Raw genomic sequence first — 16003 nt, 5'->3', positions numbered from 1 at the left:
GCTCGCGCCGCTCGCTCCTCAGCATGAGGTTGTTGTGTTTCAACAGGTTAAACCTCGTCCTGAGGAGGCCGCTTAGCGGCCGTCTCGAAGGATGGGCAGCAATGCCAATTTGCGATTTCCGGCACTACCCCGCCGCCTTCGCCGCCGCCCGTCCCGCATTCCTCCCGGAAAACAGGCAGCCGCCCAGAAACGTCCCTTCCAGCGAACGATAGCCGTGCATGCCGCCGCCACCGAAGCCGGCGGCTTCTCCGGCGGCGTAGAGTCCCGGCATGATCACGCCCTCGCTGCCGAACACCCGCGAGTCCAGATCGGTTTCAAAACCGCCCAGCGTCTTGCGGGTCAGGATGTTGAGTTTCACGGCGATCAGGGGACCTTGCGCGGGATCGAGAATGCGATGCGGCCTGGCGGTGCGGATCAGGCGGTCGCCGATATATTTGCGCGCGTTGTGGATGTTCATCACCTGCGCGTCCTTGACGTAGGGATTTGCGATCTCGCGGTCGCGCGCCTCGATCTGGGCTTTGATGTCGTCGAGCTTCAGCAGATTGTCGCCGCTGAGTTTGTTCATGGCTTCGACCAGGTCGCCGAGATTGTCGCGCACGATAAAATCGACGCCGTGGGTCTTGAAGGCTTCGACCGGCGCGGGCGCACCCTTGTTGGTGGCGCGCTTGGCGGTCATCAGCCAGCTCTTGCCGGTAAGGTCGGGGTTCTGTTCGGAGCCGGAGAGGGCAAACTCCTTCTTGATGATGCTTTGCGTCAGCACGAACCAGGAATAGTCGTAGCCGGTGCCCATGATGTAGTGCAGCTGGCCGAGCGTGTCGGAGCCGGGAAACAGCGGTGCCGGCAGGCGCTTGCCTGTGGCGTCGAACCACATCGACGACGGGCCGGGCAGGATGCGGATGCCGTGGCGCGGCCAGATCGGCGCCCAGTTCTGGATGCCCTCGACATAATGCCACATGCGGTCGCGGTTGATCAGCCGCGCGCCGGTGGCCTCGGTGATCCCGATCATCCTTCCGTCGACATGTTCGGGCACGCCGGAGATCATGAATTTCGGCGGCTCGCCGAGGCGCTTCGGCCAGTTCTTTCGCACCAGGTCGTGATTGCCGCCGATGCCGCCGGAGGCGACGATGACAGCCTGCGCGCGCAGGCTGAAGTCGCCGGTGGCCTGTCGCGAAGAGCTCTTGCCGCGCTCGACGTTGTCAGGCGCCAGGATGGTGCCGCTGACGCCATCGACGGTGCCGTTGGTGATGCTGAGCGCATCGACGCGGTGGCGGAATTTGAAGGTCAGGTAGCCGCCGGCCTGCGCCAGTTGCGCCCGCCGCACGAACGGCTCGATGATGCCGGGGCCGGTGCCCCAGGTGACATGGAACCGGGGCACCGAATTGCCGTGGCTCATCGCGTCATAGCCGCCGCGCTCGGCCCAGCCGACCACCGGGAAGATCCGGTGGCCCATCGCCCGCAGCCAGTCGCGTTTTTCGCCGGCGGCGAAGGCGACATAGGCTTCGGCCCAGCGCCGCGGCCAGTGGTCGTCGTCGCGGTCGAATCCCGCCGATCCCATCCAGTCCTGCAGCGCGAGGTCGAAACTGTCCTTGATGCCGAGCCGGCGCTGTTCCGGGCTGTCGACCAGGAACAATCCGCCGAACGACCAGAAGGCCTGGCCGCCGAGGCTCTGTTCGCCCTCCTGGTCGACCACGATGACGCGCTTGCCGGCGTCGGCGATTTCGGTTGCCGCGACGAGACCCGCAAGGCCGCCGCCGACCACGATTACGTCCGCATCCTGTGCCATCGCGTCGTTCCCCCTTGCCCCCCGCCTTGCGCGATTGAAGCCCGCACCCTTTACCGCGGTCAACGGCAAACGGCCGCCTGCCGCGGACATGGTGTATCCAGGAAGCGCTCAAGGCGCGTCAGGGAGTAGCAAAGATCTGTTAACTTGTTCCAGTTTGGGACCTTTTCTCGCCGCCAGGTGCAGCGTGCCTGCAACACTTGATTTGAATTTGATTGGAGTGCTCTCCGCCATCTGGACAAAATCGCGATCCGGCAACACGCTGGCGAAACGCTTTGCATCGCACAAGGCAAACAGATTCGGGTTCGACGGGTTTGGACTGGGGCTGGGACATGAAGCTCGTGACGGGGTTGCTCGCGGCGGTTCTCCTGATGGCGGGGATGGGGGCGAGCCATGCTGTGGTTCGCATTGCCGATGACCGCGGCGGCCGGATCGGGACCTACGTCGACAAGTATCAGGGCCTGCGCACCTCGGGCGAACAGGTAATCATCGACGGTCTGTGCGCCTCGGCCTGCACCATCGTGCTCGGCGCGGTTCCCCACGACAGGATCTGCGTGACCTCCGCCGCCAATCTGGGCTTCCACGCCGCATGGGATTTCGGCGCCAATGGCCGCGCCATCACCAATCCCGAAGCCACGCAGATGCTGTATTCGATGTATCCGACGCCGATCCGGCGCTGGATCGCCCAGCGCGGCGGGCTGAAATCGCAGATGATTTTCCTGCGCGGCAAGCAATTGCAGGCGATGTACAAGCCCTGCTACCTCGATGCCCAGGCAGCACCCCGGCCGTCGTCGCGCCGGGATCGCGCCATCGGTCAGCGTGAAGTGATCGCGCCCGATCCCGCGGCGCTTGCCCGGCAGCCCGACTAGCCCTATCTGAACGGAACAGGCAGGCGAACCGGCGGCAACGCCGGTCAGACGCCAGTGCTTTCAGATGGTTGTCCATGGCCCAGCCGGTTTCCACGCAGCCCGAAATGCCCGCGATCCTGCCGGGCCGCAAACTCGCGTCGGCGATCGCGATCGGTGGTGTCGCGTTCGGCGCTCTAGTGGTGGCCGGCGCGCTGGCGCTCTGGTTCCATTACGGCACCGCGGTGTTTTTCGAGATGATCGCCTCCGGCATCTCCGCCTGCTTCTGATCCCGAACGTAGAGGAATTCTCATGAAGGATCAGCCCACCCGCGCGCAGGCCGTTCGCCCGCTGGTCATCCTCGCCGCCTTCGGTGCCAGCCTGGTGGTCGGCCTCGTGCTGATGCTGTGGGCGACCGGCGGATTGCGCAATGTGGCCGCGCCTGCCGCCATCGGCGGGCCGTTTCAATTGACCGACCAGGCCGGCCAGACCGTCACCGACGCCAACCTCAAGGGCCGGCCGACGGTGATCTTCTTCGGCTTCACCCATTGTCCCGACATCTGCCCGACGGCGCTGTTCGAGATGTCCGAGGTGCTGCGGGCGATGGGCAAGGATGCCGACCGCGTCAACGCCTGGTTCGTTTCGGTCGATCCGGAGCGCGACACCATTGCTGCGATGAAGGATTATCTGTCGAGCTTCGATCCGCATCTGAAAGGGCTGACCGGCAGCCCCGAGGCGGTGGCGAAGGTGATCTCGGGCTACCGGGTCTATGCCAAGAAGGTGCCGCTGAAAGACGGCGACTACACCATGGATCACACCGCGCTGATCTATCTGATGGACCGCGACGGCAAGTTCGTGGCCCCGTTCAATCTGAAACGGACGCCCGAGGAGGCCGCCGCCGAACTCAAGCGGTATCTCTAGCCCCGGGCAAGCCCCCGATATCTGCCGATAAACGGCGTTCGCGTCGCGAGCCCGATGGTCTATAAGGCCGTCGAAATCCGGAAAAACCGCCGTCAATGCAGCCGCAGATCCTCCCGTTTCCCGCCGGAAGACCGCTCCGAAGCGCCCGCGCCGGCCTGGCTGTGGCGGGACTGCTGCTGGCCGTGGCGGTGTCCGGTGGCCCGGTACAGGCCCAAACCGTCGCAAAACCCGCCGTGCAGGCCGCTCCGCAGGCGGTGCCCGGGTTCTGGGACCCGCGGCGGCGTCCGGACCGGCCCGATTTGTCCCGTCTCACGGTGATCCGGTTTCTGACCGAGACCGACTATCCGCCGTTCAATTTCACCGGCCCCGACGGCAATCCCGCCGGCTTCAACGTCGATCTCGCCAGGTTGCTGTGTGAAGAGATCAAGGTGACCTGCACGGTCCAGATGCGGCGGTTCGAGACGCTGCTGGATGCGATCGCCAGCAACCGCGGCGATGCCATCATCGCCTCGCTGGCGGTGACGCCGCAGCTGCGCGCCCGGATCGATTTCACCGATCCCTATTACCGCGCGCCGGCGCGCTTCGTGTCGCGGCGCGACGCCGTGATGGCGGAAGTCCGCCCGGAATATCTCGAGGGCAAGAAGATCGGCGCCATCGCCGGCTCCTCGCACGAGGCCTATCTCAAGGCGATGTTCACCGACGCCGAGCTGCAACCTTACCCCAGCGACGACGCGCTGCGGCTGGCCCTGCGGCGCGGCGAGGTCGATTTCATTTTCGGCGACGCAATCTCGCTGGCGTTCTGGATCAACGGCACCGACTCCGCCGAATGCTGCGCGTTCTCCGGCGGGCCGTTCGTCGAGAGCCGCTATTTCGGCGAGGGCATCGGCATCGGCGTGCGCAAGGGCAACGACCTGTTGCGGCAATCGCTGAACTGGGCGCTGTTCCGGCTCTGGGAAAAGGGCCGCTACACCGATCTGTGGCTGCGCTATTTTTCGGTGAGCCCGTTTTAGAAGACGGTTTCGTAGGGTGGGCAAAGGCGCGCTTGCGCCGTGCCCACCATGCCGCAGCTGCTCGGTTTGAGATGGTGGGCACGCTGGCGCTTTGCCCACCCTACGGCCTATAAGTACCGCCCTGTTCCGGAGAAAGCCTTTCCTGATGTCCACGATCGATCCCACAAACCCGGGCGACCTGCGCGCGCTCGCCGAACAATCCAACGCCTGGCCGTTCGAGCAGGCCAGGGCGATCGTCGCGCGGCTGAAGAAGAAGCCCAAGGACGAGGTGCTGTTCTCGACCGGTTACGGGCCGTCGGGCCTGCCGCATATCGGCACCTTCGGCGAGGTCGCGCGCACCACCATGGTGCGCCACGCCTTTCGCGTGCTCACCGAGGACAAGATCAAGACCCGGCTGCTGGCGTTCTCCGACGACATGGACGGCCTGCGCAAGGTGCCGGACAACGTGCCGAACAAGGAGATGCTGACATCGCATCTCGGCAAGCCGTTGTCGCGGATTCCCGACCCGTTCTCCAATGAATATCCGTCGTTCGGCGCCCACAACAATGCGCGGCTGCGCGCCTTTCTCGACACCTTCAAGTTCGACTATGAATTCGCCTCTTCGACCGACTACTACACCTCGGGCAGGTTCGACGCCGCGCTGCTGCGCGTGCTGGAGCGCTTCGATGCTGTCATGGCGATCATGCTGCCGAGCCTGCGCGAGGAACGCGCGGCGACCTATTCGCCGTTCCTGCCGATCTGCCCGCGCACCGGCGTGGTGCTGCAGGTGCCGATCGTGGCGCATGACGTCAAGGCAGGCACGGTCTCCTATGACGATCCCGAAACGAAGGAGCGCGTCACGCTCCCGGTCACCGGCGGCCATTGCAAGCTGCAATGGAAGCCGGACTGGGCGATGCGCTGGTACGCGCTCGGCGTCGACTACGAAATGGCCGGCAAGGACCTGATCGACTCGGTAAAACTGTCGGGCAAGATCTGCGCGGCGCTCGGCGGCCTGCCGCCGGAAGGGTTCAATTACGAACTGTTCCTCGACGACAAGGGCCAGAAGATCTCGAAGTCGAAGGGCAACGGGCTGACCATCGACGAGTGGCTGCGCTATGCCTCGCCGGAATCGCTGTCGCTGTTCATGTACCGCGAGCCGAAGTCGGCCAAGCGGCTGTATTTCGACGTCATCCCGCGCAACGTCGACGACTACCAGCAGTTTCTCGACGGATTTTCACGGCAGGATGCCAAGCAGCAGCTCGCCAATCCGGTCTGGCATATCCACGCCGGCCAGCCGCCGGCCTCCGACATGCCGGTCACGTTCCAGCTCCTGCTGACGCTGGTGTCGTCGTCGAACGCGGAGAACGCCGCGACGCTGTGGGGCTTTATCGGCCGCTATCGTCCCGGCGTGACGCCGCAGAGCCATCCGAAGCTCGACGCCATGGTCGGCTACGCCATCAATTACTATCGCGACTTCGTGGCGCCGACCAAGAAATTCCGCGAGCCGACCGACGCGGAACGCGTTGCGCTGCAGGATCTGCGTGATGCGCTGTCGCAACTGGCGGCGGATGCCTCCGCCGAGGATATCCAGAACGTGGTCTATGAGATCGGCCGCCGCGAGCCGTTCCTCGATCTGGTGAAAAAGGGCAAGGACGGCCGCCCCGGCGTCTCGCTCGACTGGTTCAACATGCTCTACCAGGTGCTGCTCGGCCAGGAAAAAGGCCCGCGCTTCGGCTCGTTCGTCGCGGTCTACGGCCTGCCCAACGCGATCGCGATGATCGACGGCGCGCTGGCAAGGTCGGCGTAGCTTTGCTTCCCCTCTCCCCTTGTGGGAGAGGGTGGCGCCTCACGAAGTGAGGCGACGGGTGAGGGGTTGGCTCAACGAGCAGATTGCTTGCGGATAGAAACCCCTCATCCGGCAGCCTTCGGCTGCCACCTTCTCCCACAAGGGGAGAAGGAAGAAAGTGCCTGCCCCTCCGTAGCGCATCACCGCGCCCTGCGACAATTCGAGATGGCAGGCCCGCTGTAATTTCAGCGGCGCACCTTCTAAATCGCGCTAGAATGCTCACGAGGAACGCCGCAAGCCTCCGTCGAGGGGCGGGCGCCAACGGGTTCAGCAGGGAGGATGCTCATGCAGTTCAGGGTTTCGCCGAAAGCGCTCGATAACTACAGCACCCAGGAATGGCAGGCGCGGGTCGATCTCGCCGCCGCGCACCGGCTGGCCTTCAATCAGGGTTTCAGCGAGGGCATCTTCAACCATCTGACCCTCACCGTGCCGGGCCGCAGCGACCGCTACTACCAGATTCCGTTCGGCATGCATTGGTCCGAAGTGACGGCGTCGTCCTTCATGGAAGTCGGCATCGACGACGGCGAGGTCAAGCGCGGCGAGGGCGACGTCGAGCGCTCCTGCTATTGCATCCACGCGCCGATTCACAAAGCGCTGCCGCAGGCCAAGGCGGTGTTTCACACCCACATGCCCTATGCCAGCGCGCTGACGCGCCTGGAAGATCCGCGCATCAAGGAGATCGGCCAGACCGAGGTCGGATTGATGGGCGAGATCGCCTATGACGACGAATACACCGGCCCGGCGCTCGATCCGGCCGAAGGCGCCCGCCTCGCGCGCGTGATCGGCGACAAGAAGGTCCTCTTCATGGCCAATCACGGCATCTCCACGGTCGGCGCCAGCGTCGCCGATGCCTACGACGTGCTGTATTACGTCGAGCGCGCCGCGCAGGTGCAGATCTACGCGATGTGGACCGGGCAGAAGCTGAAGCAGCTCCCCGAACCGGTGGTGCAGAAGACCATGCGGGACATCGGCGGCAGCAGCCTGTTCGACGGCCCGAGTGCTGCGCAGCGGCACTTCGATGCGCTGAAGCGCATGCTCGACCGCAAGGAGCCGGACTACGCGGAGTAGGAGACGCGGACGAAGCGGCGCTTTCTTCCCTCTCCCCTTGTGGGAGAGGGTGGCGTGATGCGAAGCATCGCGACGGGTGAGGGGTTGCCTCAGCAGGCACTGCACGCGCGGATAGAGACCCCTCATCCGGCGCTTCGCGCCACCTTCTCCCACAAGGGGAGAAGGAAGAGATCACTGGCTCGCCCAAACAATCCGCGCGATCCATTCGACGTCGCCTGATGCCAGCGTGCGGTCGACATGGGCAGGGTTGAGCGATGCCAGCTCCAGCGTCTTCGCGGTGCGCCGCTTCAGCTCCTTCACGAGTACCTCGCCGCCGGTGGTTTTCACCACCACGCGGTCGCCGCGGCGGATCGGGGTGCCCGGCGACACCACGATGACGTCGCCGTCGCGATAGGCCGGCTTCATCGCGTCGCCCGATATCTCCAGCGCATAGGCGTGTTCGTCGTTGACGGCGGGCAGGCCCAGCTCGTCCCAGCCCTTGCCCGTGGGGTATCCGTAACCGTCGAAATGGCCGTCGGCGGCGGCTTGCGCGAAGCCGAGCAGCGGCACCGACTGCACGGTCCGCGGGGCGTCGCCGATCAGCTGCACGAAGGTGTCGATCGAGGTGTTGGTGGCGGCGAGCGACTTGGCCACCGATTCGGTGGATGGCCAGCGTTCGCGGCCCTCGGTGGTGATCCGCTTCGACTTGTTGAAGGTGGTGGGATCGAGCCCGGCGCGTTTGGCCAGCGCCGAGGTGGTGATGCCGGCGCGCTCGGCCAGCCGGTCCAGCGCGATCCAGATCTGGTCGTGGGTGAGCATGCGCGGCGCTTTCGGAACTTTGGCCATGGCAGGGCTCGGCTTAATGGCTCGGCAGCTTAGGAATTATTACCTTAGTAAACCCGTTTCCGGCGCTGGCGCAAGAGACCGAGGAAGGACCGAAAACGGGACCGAAAAGGGAGCGAAAGCGGCCCTTGAAGTGCGCAGGGTGCGCCGATACGGTCGGCGCGCGATCCGGCAATTCCGGAAAATCACAATAAACTCAAGCAACAGGCAGGACGTCAGGCCGGTGCGCAGGATCTACAAAATTTGTCCCGCTTCGGCCTGGCGCGAAGCCGAGCGGCAGGGCGTGTACCGGGGCAGCGCCGACGATGCGCGCGACGGCTTCATTCATTTTTCGCAGGCCGCCCAGGTGGCCGAAACGGCCAGGAAGCATTTCGCCGGCCAGACCGGACTTTTCCTGGTCGCGGTCGATGCCGATGCGCTGGGCGCCGCGCTGCGCTGGGAACCGTCGCGCAACGACGAGCTGTTTCCCCACCTCTACGGCGAACTCGACCTCGGCGCGGTCACCGGCGTCCAGGAGATGCATGCGCGCTCCGACGGCTTTCACGACATTCCGGAGCTCGAACCGTGATCCGCGCCTTCGATACATTCTCCCTGCCGTTGCTGCGCTGGTTCGATCCGGAGGATGCGCACCGTCTGGCGATCCAGGGCCTGCGGCTACTGCCGCCGGTCCGGCCGAAGCCGGACGATCCAAAACTGGCGGTGCGGGCGTTTGGCCTGAATTTTCCCAATCCGGTCGGCATGGCCGCGGGCTTCGACAAGAGCGCGGAAGTCTCCGATGCGCTGCTGCGGCTCGGCTTCGGCTTTGTCGAGATCGGCACGGTGACGCCAAAGCCGCAGACCGGCAATCCGCGGCCGCGGCTGTTCCGGCTGGAGCGCGACGAAGCCGTGATCAACCGCATGGGCTTCAACAATGACGGCGCCGATGCGGTGCTGCGCCGGCTCGCGGCGCGCGCGCATCATGGCGGCATCGTCGGGGTCAATGTCGGCGCCAACAAGGATTCCGTCGATCGCGTCGCCGACTACGTCAGGCTGATCGAAACCTTCGCGCCGGTGGCGAGCTATTTCACCGTCAACGTCTCATCGCCGAACACGCCCGGCCTGCGCAATCTGCAGCAGGCGGCGGCGCTCGACGATCTCCTGGCCAAGGTGATCGACGCCCGCGAGCGGGTGCGGCAGAACGCCGGCGACTCGCCGGTGCTGCTCAAGATCGCGCCCGATCTCAGCCTCACCGAACTCGACGATGTCGTGCATATCGCCCGCTCGCGCCGGGTCGACGGCATGATCGTCGCCAATACCACCTTGGCGCGGCCCGCGACCTTGCGCGAGACCAACCGCGCCAGGGAGCAGGGCGGCCTGTCGGGCCGGCCGCTGTTCCGGCTGTCGACGCGGATGGTGGCGGAAACCTATGTGCGCGCCGAGGGCGCGTTTCCTCTGGTAGGCGTCGGCGGCATCGATTCCGGCGGCGCCGCGCTGACGAAAATCCGCGCCGGCGCCAGCCTGATCCAGCTGTATTCGTCGCTGATCTACAAGGGTCTCGGCCTCGTCGAGGACATCAAGACCGACCTCGCCTCGACGCTGCTGCGAACGGGGCGCGACTCACTGTCGGAAATCGTCGGCGCGGACGCGGCGACGATTACCGCCGAGGACTGGCCGGTTTAGGTGGATTGCGCCGGCGGTTGAATCACCTCGCCCCGCTTGCGGGGAGAGGTCGACGCGCGAAGCGCGTCGGGTGAGGGGGGCTATCCGCGAGTCTGGTGCTGGTTGAGAGAGCCCCTCACCCCAACCCTCTCCCCGTGAAGAACGGGGAGAGGGAGAAGGCCCTCTACAGCTCCACCACCATCCCGTCGCTCGCCGCCGTGTAGTCCAGCGTATCCAGCCGCCCCAGCATGTCGTCGCTCATATGCGTCAGCGCCAGCCGCTTCGGCTTGATCTCCGGCAGACGCGCCTCCAGCGTCGTCAGGCTGAGATGGTTCTTCACCACCCTGTCGTAAGTATAGGCTTCCGCGATAAACAGGTCGGCGTCGCGGCCGAGCGGGATCAGCGTTTCCGTCCATTCGGTGTCGGCGCTGTAGGCGATGACGCGGCCTTCGGCCTCGACCCGGTAGGCCAGGAACGGCCCGCCGGATTCGCCATGCACCACGGAAAAGGGCGTGACATCGACCGCGCCGAAGATGAATGTTTCCTCGGGCCTGAGCGCGACCACCGACAGTTCGAACTTCTGTTTGGTCTTCGAGGAATGCTCGAACAGCGCTTCCATCACCTGCGTCAGCCGCATTTCGATTCCTTCCGGACCTGCAATGACAAGCGGACGGCTCCGTCGCGTGAACTGCGCATCCAGCAGCAGGAACGGCAGCCCTGCGAAATGATCGCCGTGGAAATGTGTGATCAGGATCAGGTCGATCTCGTCGCGCGCGATACCGAGCCGCTTCAGGGCCGGCAGCGAGGTCGCGCCGCAATCGATCAGGAAATTGACGCGGTGGCCGGTGACGTGAAAGCAGGTATTTTGCCTGCCGCCGGAACCGAACGCATCACCGCAGCCGACAAATTGCAGTTGCATCGGTTCGATCCTCTGGGTTCAGCCGGCGGGCGACGCCTTCGGGAATGATGCGCGCAGCATCGCCGGATAGCGCAGCGCCTGCAACCCGCCGCGCGCGGCATAGTGCACCAGCAGGGCGCCCCACAGCCCGGCATTGCCCAGAGATCGCAGCGCCAGCCAGGCGCCGAGAAAGATCCCCAGCGACAGCACCATCAGATTGCGCATCTCGCGCGCCCAGGTCGCCCCGATGAAGATGCCGTCATAGGCAAAGGCGAACACGCCGAGCATCGGGGCCAGCGTCACCAGCCACAGATAGTCGCGGGCGCTGCGACGGACTTCTTCGCTTGATGTCATGATGTCGATCAGCAGGGGTCCGAACAGCGCGTAGGATGCGGTCACCGCCAGGGCAAAGCCGAATCCCCAGGAGATCACCAGCCGGGTCGCGCTGGTAAAGCCGCCGCGGTCGCGCGCGCCATAGGCGCGGCCGCAGAGTTGCTCGGCAGCGTTGGCGAGGCCGTCGAGGAAGAACGCGCTGATCAGCAGAAAATTCTGCAGCACCGCATTGGCGGCCAGCGTCACGTCGCCGTGGCGGGCGCCCTGCGCGGTGAAGAACAGGAATGCGGCGATCAGCGAAGCGGTGCGGATCATGATGTCGCGGTTGACCGCCAGCATGCGGACCAGCTTGGTGCGGTCGAGCAACGCCGTGCGCGGCACCGCGGGTTGTCCGTGCGAAAGCCCGCGTGCAATGAGGACGCCGAGCACAAGACCGGTGGCTTCCGCGGCCAATGCGGCGATCGCCGCCCCGGCGATGCCGAAATCGAACACCAGCACCAGCAACGCCGTCGCCGCCATGTTGATGAGGTTGATGGCGACCTGGACGCCAAGCGCGAGCCGGGCGCGGGCCTGCCCGATCAGCCAGCCGAGCACGACATAATTGGCCAGCACCAGCGGCGCCGACCAGATCCGGATGTCGAAGTAGATTTTGGCGGCGCGGGTGACGCCTTCGCTGCCGCCCATCGCGCCGAACAGGAGCGCGGCAAGCGGTATCTGCAGGACGATGAGCGCGATGCCGATCACGGCCGCGACCACGAGGCCCCTCAGGAAAATGGCGCGCAGTTCCCTGACTTCGCCGGCGCCGAGCGCCTGCGCGGTGAAGGCCAGCGTGCTCATGCGCAGGAAGCCGAACAGCCAGAACAGGCAGTCGAACACCACGGACGCGATCGCCACGCCGCCGAGCAGCGTCGGATCGCCCAGCCGTCCGATCGCGATGGTCGAGACGATGCCGATCAGCGGCGTCGTCAGGTTCGCCACCATCGCCGGACCGGCGATGGCGAAGACCTGCGCGGTCGTGACCTTCGATGGGGAAACTGGCAACCTGAAGCCGCGATCTAGCGTCCGCGCGGCGTGCCGAACAGCCGCGACAGCAGCCAGATCGGGATCACGATCACGGCGCCGAGCAGGAAGTAGCGCCACACCCAGTTGATGGCGTCGAAGCCGAGATTGTAGATCCAGTCGAACAGCCGCCGGATGCTGCTCAGGATGTTCCAGGGATCGAAGCCGATCGCGGACAGCACCACGCCCACCAGGATCGACAACAGGATCAGCCGAACCGCCACGGCCAGCGGCGAGCCGCCGAGAAAGCGGTAGAGGCCGTCATTGGCGGCCGGCAGTTCTCGGGTGTCGTTGGGCATCGGTGGTCTCCGGCGCGGATTTGCCCGCGCAGTATAGTCTGGTCGCCCTGACATGGGGAACCCGTGTGTCGGCGTCAATGGCCTGATGTCGCCGGCTGCTGGTCGGAAACCTCGGTCTTCAGCATCCGCTCCAGGGTTTCCAGCCGGTCGGCCTCGCGCGGCGGCTTGTCCCAGCGCAGCCGGTTGATGCGCGGAAACCGCATCGCGACGCCGGATTTATGCCGCGGCGAGCGCGCCAGCCCTTCGAAAGCGACCTCCAGCACCAGCCCCTGCTCGGCCTCGTGCACCACGTGCCGAACGGGGCCGAATTTCTCCGTGGTGTTGCGCCGGACAAAACGGTCGATCTGCAACAGTTCCTCGTCGGTGAAGCCGAAATACGCCTTGCCGACCGGCACCAGCTGCTCGCCGCCGTCGCCTGTTGTCCAGACCCCGAAGGTGTAGTCCGAATAATAGGACGAGCGCTTGCCGTGGCCGCGCTGGGCATACATCAGCACGGCGTCGATCAAATGCGGATCGCGCTTCCACTTCCACCACGGCCCCTTCGGGCGGCCCGGCAGATAGAGCGCGTCGCGGCGCTTCAGCATCACGCCCTCGACCGCCTCGGCATCCTCGCCGGCTCCGGCGCCGGCGGGATCGGCGCGCGCTGATGTCAGCGCGTCCCAGCTGTCGAAGGGGACGACCGGCGACAGGTCGACTCGGGGATCGTCGAGTCTTGCAATGAAGGCTTCCAGCCGCTTGCGGCGTTCGACGAACGGCAACGTTCGCAGATCGTCGTCGCCTTCGCCGAGCAGGTCGTAGGCGCGCAGATGGATCGGATACTCTTTTGTCAGTTTCGGCGACACTACTTTGCGGTTCAGTCGCTGCTGCAACACGTTGAAGGTCTGGACCCGGCCCTCGCGCAGCACCAGCAGTTCACCGTCGATGGCGCCGGGCAGATGCAACGACGGCAGCAAGTCGGGAAAGCTCTTTGTAATGTCCTCGCCGCTGCGTGAGTACAGCCGCGCCTGCATATGGCCGTCGCCGTCACGGCCGCTGACCGCCTGCACCCGGATGCCGTCCCATTTCCATTCGGCAATGAAATCGGCGGCGTCGAGACTGACAAAATCCGCATCCTCGATCGCATGCGCCAGCATCACCGGGCGGAACGGGGCGGGATCGAGATTGACCGGCGCGTCGGCGCGACCCTCCAGCCACGCGAACAGATCGAGATAGGGCGGCTCGAGCCCCGGCCATATCAATTCGACATCATGCGGGTCCTTGTCGCCGAGCGCCGCCGCAGCGGTCTTGGCCAGCCGCGCCGAAATCCCGATCCGCATCGCGCCGGTGACGAGTTTCAGCAGTGCCCAGCGGCCGGTTTCGTCCAACTCGTCGAGCCAGCGCGTCAGCTGTTTTGGCAGCTCGGTCTTGCCGAGCGTGCGCAGCGTGGTGACGACTTCGGTGAGGGTGGGCGGGGGAGGATTGTTGTGACCGATCTGCTCTCCCTCCACGCGCGAAGCGCGTGTCTTCTCCCCTCCCCCCGCGAGCGCAGCGAGTGGCGGGGAGGGGTCGGGGGTGGAGGGTGTACCAGCAAACTCGCCGGCAATTGTACGCGCCGAGACACCCCCCGACCCCTCCCCACCACGCGCAAGAGCGCGTGGGGGGAGGGGAGAAGAATGCGATCGCGAGTTGGCGCGCGGCCACATCAGCGCCACCGTCTCCGAGAGATCGCCGACATAATCATAGGACAGCGCGAACAGCACCGGGTCGGTGCGGTCGGCGATCAGGTCGCGGATCAACCCCGGCTTGGCGTGCTTGAACGATAGCGCACCTGTCAGTGCCGCCAGCGCGTAGCCGCGATCGGGATCTTCGGTCTCGCGGAAAAAAGCGGTGAGCAGCCGCAGCTTGTTGTTGCGGCCGGGCTCGTAGGCGAGCCGGTCGAGCAGCTCGGCGAAACGGTTCATGACGCGAAGCCCTCGGCCGGCGCCGTATCGCCTTCATCCTCGTCGCCGTAGCCGACGAGATCGAGCGGCCGCGCCGCGAGGCCCTTGGTCTTGCACCAATGCACCAGCGCGTCTTCCTGGCCATGGGTGACCCAGATTTCACGCGCGCCTGTGGCCTCGATGGTCGCGGTCAATCCATCCCAGTCGGCGTGGTCGGAAATCACCAGTGGCAGTTCGATGCCGCGCTGCCGGGCGCGGGCGCGCACCCGCATCCAGCCCGAGGCGAAGGCCGTGACCGGATCGGGAAACCGCCGGGTCCAGATGTCAGAGGTGGCCGACGGCGGCGCCAGCGTGATGGTGCCGGCGAGATCGGCCTTCTTCATGCCCCTGGCCGGGCGCAGATCGCCGAGCGCCACGCCGCGGCTTTGGTAATAGGACGTGATCGCTTCCATCGCGCCGTGCAGATAGATCGGCGCGTCGTAACCGGCGAGGCGAAGCAGCGCGATCACGCGCTGCGCCTTGCCCAGCGAATAGGCGCCGACCAGATGCGCGCGCTCCGGAAACAGCGCCACCGAGGCCAGCAATTTCTTCACCTCGTCCGCTGCATCGCCGTGGCGAAACACCGGCAGCCCGAACGTGGCCTCGGTGATGAAGACGTCGCAGCGCACCACCTCGAACGGCGCACAGGTGGGATCGGGCGCGTCCTTGTAGTCGCCCGATGCCACGATGCAGGTGCCCTTGCAGGACACCGCGATCTGGGCCGACCCCAGCACATGGCCGGCGGGGTGAAATTTGATCGTGACATCGCCTGTCCTGATCGATTCGCCATAGGCGATCGCCTGCGTGCTGCCGGCGAAATTATCGCCGTAGCGCAGCCGCATCATGTCGAGCGTTTCCCTTGTAGCCAGTACCGTCCCGTGACCCGGCCGGGCATGATCGGAATGGCCGTGCGTGATCACGGCGCGCTCGACCGGCCGCACCGGGTCGATATGAAAGCCGCCGGGCTTGCAGCAGAGGCCGGCAGCAGCTGGCAGCAGGATGTCTTGCGGACGCATGTCGGTTATATAGGACCTGTTGCAGTGATTTTTAGTTGTCATGCGCGGGCTTGACCCGCGCATCCATCTTCCGGAAAGTTCTTGTTTGATGGATTGCCGGGTCAAGCCCGGTTGCCCGCTCAACAGCCACGGGCACTTCTGACACGTCGGACGATCCGGGGGCCATGGTAGGGGCCAAGGGCCGATTGAGCAATCAGGGAGTACCGAACTGCGGGCCGCGCCCCTAACGCCGACCGCCCGCACTCGGGTCTCGCATCCCGAGGTGTGCTCCTGCGCGAGGCATCACCTGACGCGCGGGATCCGAATTGGTGCGGGCCGCGCTGCGGAGAACAGCCGCCCGCTCTCGGATGACATCCCAATCCGAGGCAGACCCCGCAGCACGGGAAGACGTAACCGGCCGCGAGGGAACCTATCGCGCCGTCGCCAGCTTGGCGGCCGCGCTGCCTGACAGCACCTTGACGCCGAGTAAGGCGGCCGGGCTGGCGTTGTCTCGTCGATCGATGGATTGGCCGCACTCGGCGGCCTCGCAGA

Annotated in this window: 15 protein-coding genes; 8 read left to right on the top strand and 7 right to left on the bottom strand. The window is 65.6% G+C overall.

Annotated features, from left to right (window positions below):
• Positions 1-124: 124 nt before the first annotated feature.
• Positions 125-1783: an FAD-binding dehydrogenase gene (locus Q7T45_RS25275; RefSeq protein WP_304874570.1), complete on the bottom strand. Its 1659-nt coding sequence runs from the start codon at positions 1781-1783 to the stop codon at positions 125-127.
• Between the two features lie 329 nt (positions 1784-2112).
• On the opposite strand from Q7T45_RS25275, the gene Q7T45_RS25270 reads away from it, so the two are divergent.
• The 6 genes from Q7T45_RS25270 to Q7T45_RS25245 all read left to right on the top strand — a co-directional run bounded on the left by Q7T45_RS25270 (position 2113) and on the right by Q7T45_RS25245 (position 7449).
• Entirely contained in the window at positions 2113-2649 is a 537-nt protein-coding gene (locus tag Q7T45_RS25270) for a hypothetical protein (protein ID WP_304874569.1), read from the top strand.
• Positions 2650-2723: 74 nt separating this feature from the next.
• On the top strand, positions 2724-2915 hold the full coding sequence (locus Q7T45_RS25265; RefSeq protein ID WP_304874568.1) for a hypothetical protein: 192 nt from the start codon (positions 2724-2726) through the stop codon (positions 2913-2915).
• A 22-nt stretch (positions 2916-2937) separates the two neighbouring features.
• Entirely contained in the window at positions 2938-3546 is a 609-nt protein-coding gene (locus Q7T45_RS25260; protein ID WP_304874566.1) for an SCO family protein, read from the top strand.
• A gap of 95 nt (positions 3547-3641) precedes the next feature.
• Complete coding sequence (locus tag Q7T45_RS25255; RefSeq protein WP_304874564.1) at positions 3642-4556, top strand: transporter substrate-binding domain-containing protein; 915 nt, start codon at positions 3642-3644, stop codon at positions 4554-4556.
• A 145-nt stretch (positions 4557-4701) separates the two neighbouring features.
• Positions 4702-6342 carry a lysine--tRNA ligase gene (locus Q7T45_RS25250; RefSeq protein ID WP_304874562.1) on the top strand — a complete coding sequence of 547 codons (1641 nt, stop codon included), beginning with the start codon at positions 4702-4704 and terminating at the stop codon, positions 6340-6342.
• A gap of 324 nt (positions 6343-6666) precedes the next feature.
• Positions 6667-7449, top strand: a complete 783-nt coding sequence (locus Q7T45_RS25245) for a class II aldolase/adducin family protein (protein WP_304874561.1) — start codon at positions 6667-6669, stop codon at positions 7447-7449.
• Between the two features lie 171 nt (positions 7450-7620).
• On the opposite strand, the gene Q7T45_RS25240 is transcribed toward Q7T45_RS25245, so the two are convergent.
• Entirely contained in the window at positions 7621-8247 is a 627-nt protein-coding gene (locus tag Q7T45_RS25240; RefSeq protein ID WP_304874592.1) for a helix-turn-helix transcriptional regulator, read from the bottom strand.
• A gap of 247 nt (positions 8248-8494) precedes the next feature.
• Between Q7T45_RS25240 and Q7T45_RS25235 the strand changes: the two genes are divergently transcribed.
• Positions 8495-8839, top strand: a complete 345-nt coding sequence (locus tag Q7T45_RS25235) for a DUF952 domain-containing protein (RefSeq protein ID WP_304874559.1) — start codon at positions 8495-8497, stop codon at positions 8837-8839.
• On the top strand, positions 8836-9930 hold the full coding sequence (locus Q7T45_RS25230; RefSeq protein ID WP_304874558.1) for a quinone-dependent dihydroorotate dehydrogenase: 1095 nt from the start codon (positions 8836-8838) through the stop codon (positions 9928-9930). The genes Q7T45_RS25235 and Q7T45_RS25230 overlap by 4 nt, the downstream gene beginning before the upstream one ends.
• Before the next feature lie 163 nt (positions 9931-10093).
• Here Q7T45_RS25230 and Q7T45_RS25225 read toward each other — a convergent pair whose 3' ends face one another.
• The 5 genes from Q7T45_RS25225 to Q7T45_RS25205 form a co-directional block, all read right to left on the bottom strand.
• Positions 10094-10828 carry an MBL fold metallo-hydrolase gene (locus tag Q7T45_RS25225; RefSeq protein WP_304874556.1) on the bottom strand — a complete coding sequence of 245 codons (735 nt, stop codon included), beginning with the start codon at positions 10826-10828 and terminating at the stop codon, positions 10094-10096.
• Positions 10829-10846: 18 nt separating this feature from the next.
• The gene (locus Q7T45_RS25220) at positions 10847-12121 is read right to left on the bottom strand and encodes an MATE family efflux transporter (protein ID WP_304874591.1); all 1275 of its coding nucleotides are present in this window, start codon (positions 12119-12121) and stop codon (positions 10847-10849) included.
• Between the two features lie 74 nt (positions 12122-12195).
• On the bottom strand, positions 12196-12498 hold the full coding sequence (locus Q7T45_RS25215) for a DUF6460 domain-containing protein (protein WP_304744488.1): 303 nt from the start codon (positions 12496-12498) through the stop codon (positions 12196-12198).
• 74 nt (positions 12499-12572) lie between these two features.
• Complete coding sequence (locus Q7T45_RS25210) at positions 12573-14438, bottom strand: ATP-dependent DNA ligase (RefSeq protein ID WP_304874554.1); 1866 nt, start codon at positions 14436-14438, stop codon at positions 12573-12575.
• Positions 14435-15472: a ligase-associated DNA damage response exonuclease gene (locus tag Q7T45_RS25205; protein ID WP_304874552.1), complete on the bottom strand. Its 1038-nt coding sequence runs from the start codon at positions 15470-15472 to the stop codon at positions 14435-14437. The genes Q7T45_RS25210 and Q7T45_RS25205 overlap by 4 nt, the downstream gene beginning before the upstream one ends.
• Positions 15473-16003: the final 531 nt, after the last annotated feature.

Origin of the sequence: Bradyrhizobium sp., assembly GCF_030646015.1 — a bacterium.
In the GTDB taxonomy this organism is placed as follows: Bacteria; Pseudomonadota; Alphaproteobacteria; order Rhizobiales; family Xanthobacteraceae; genus Bradyrhizobium.
This window is presented reverse-complemented; position numbering and strand designations above follow the sequence as displayed.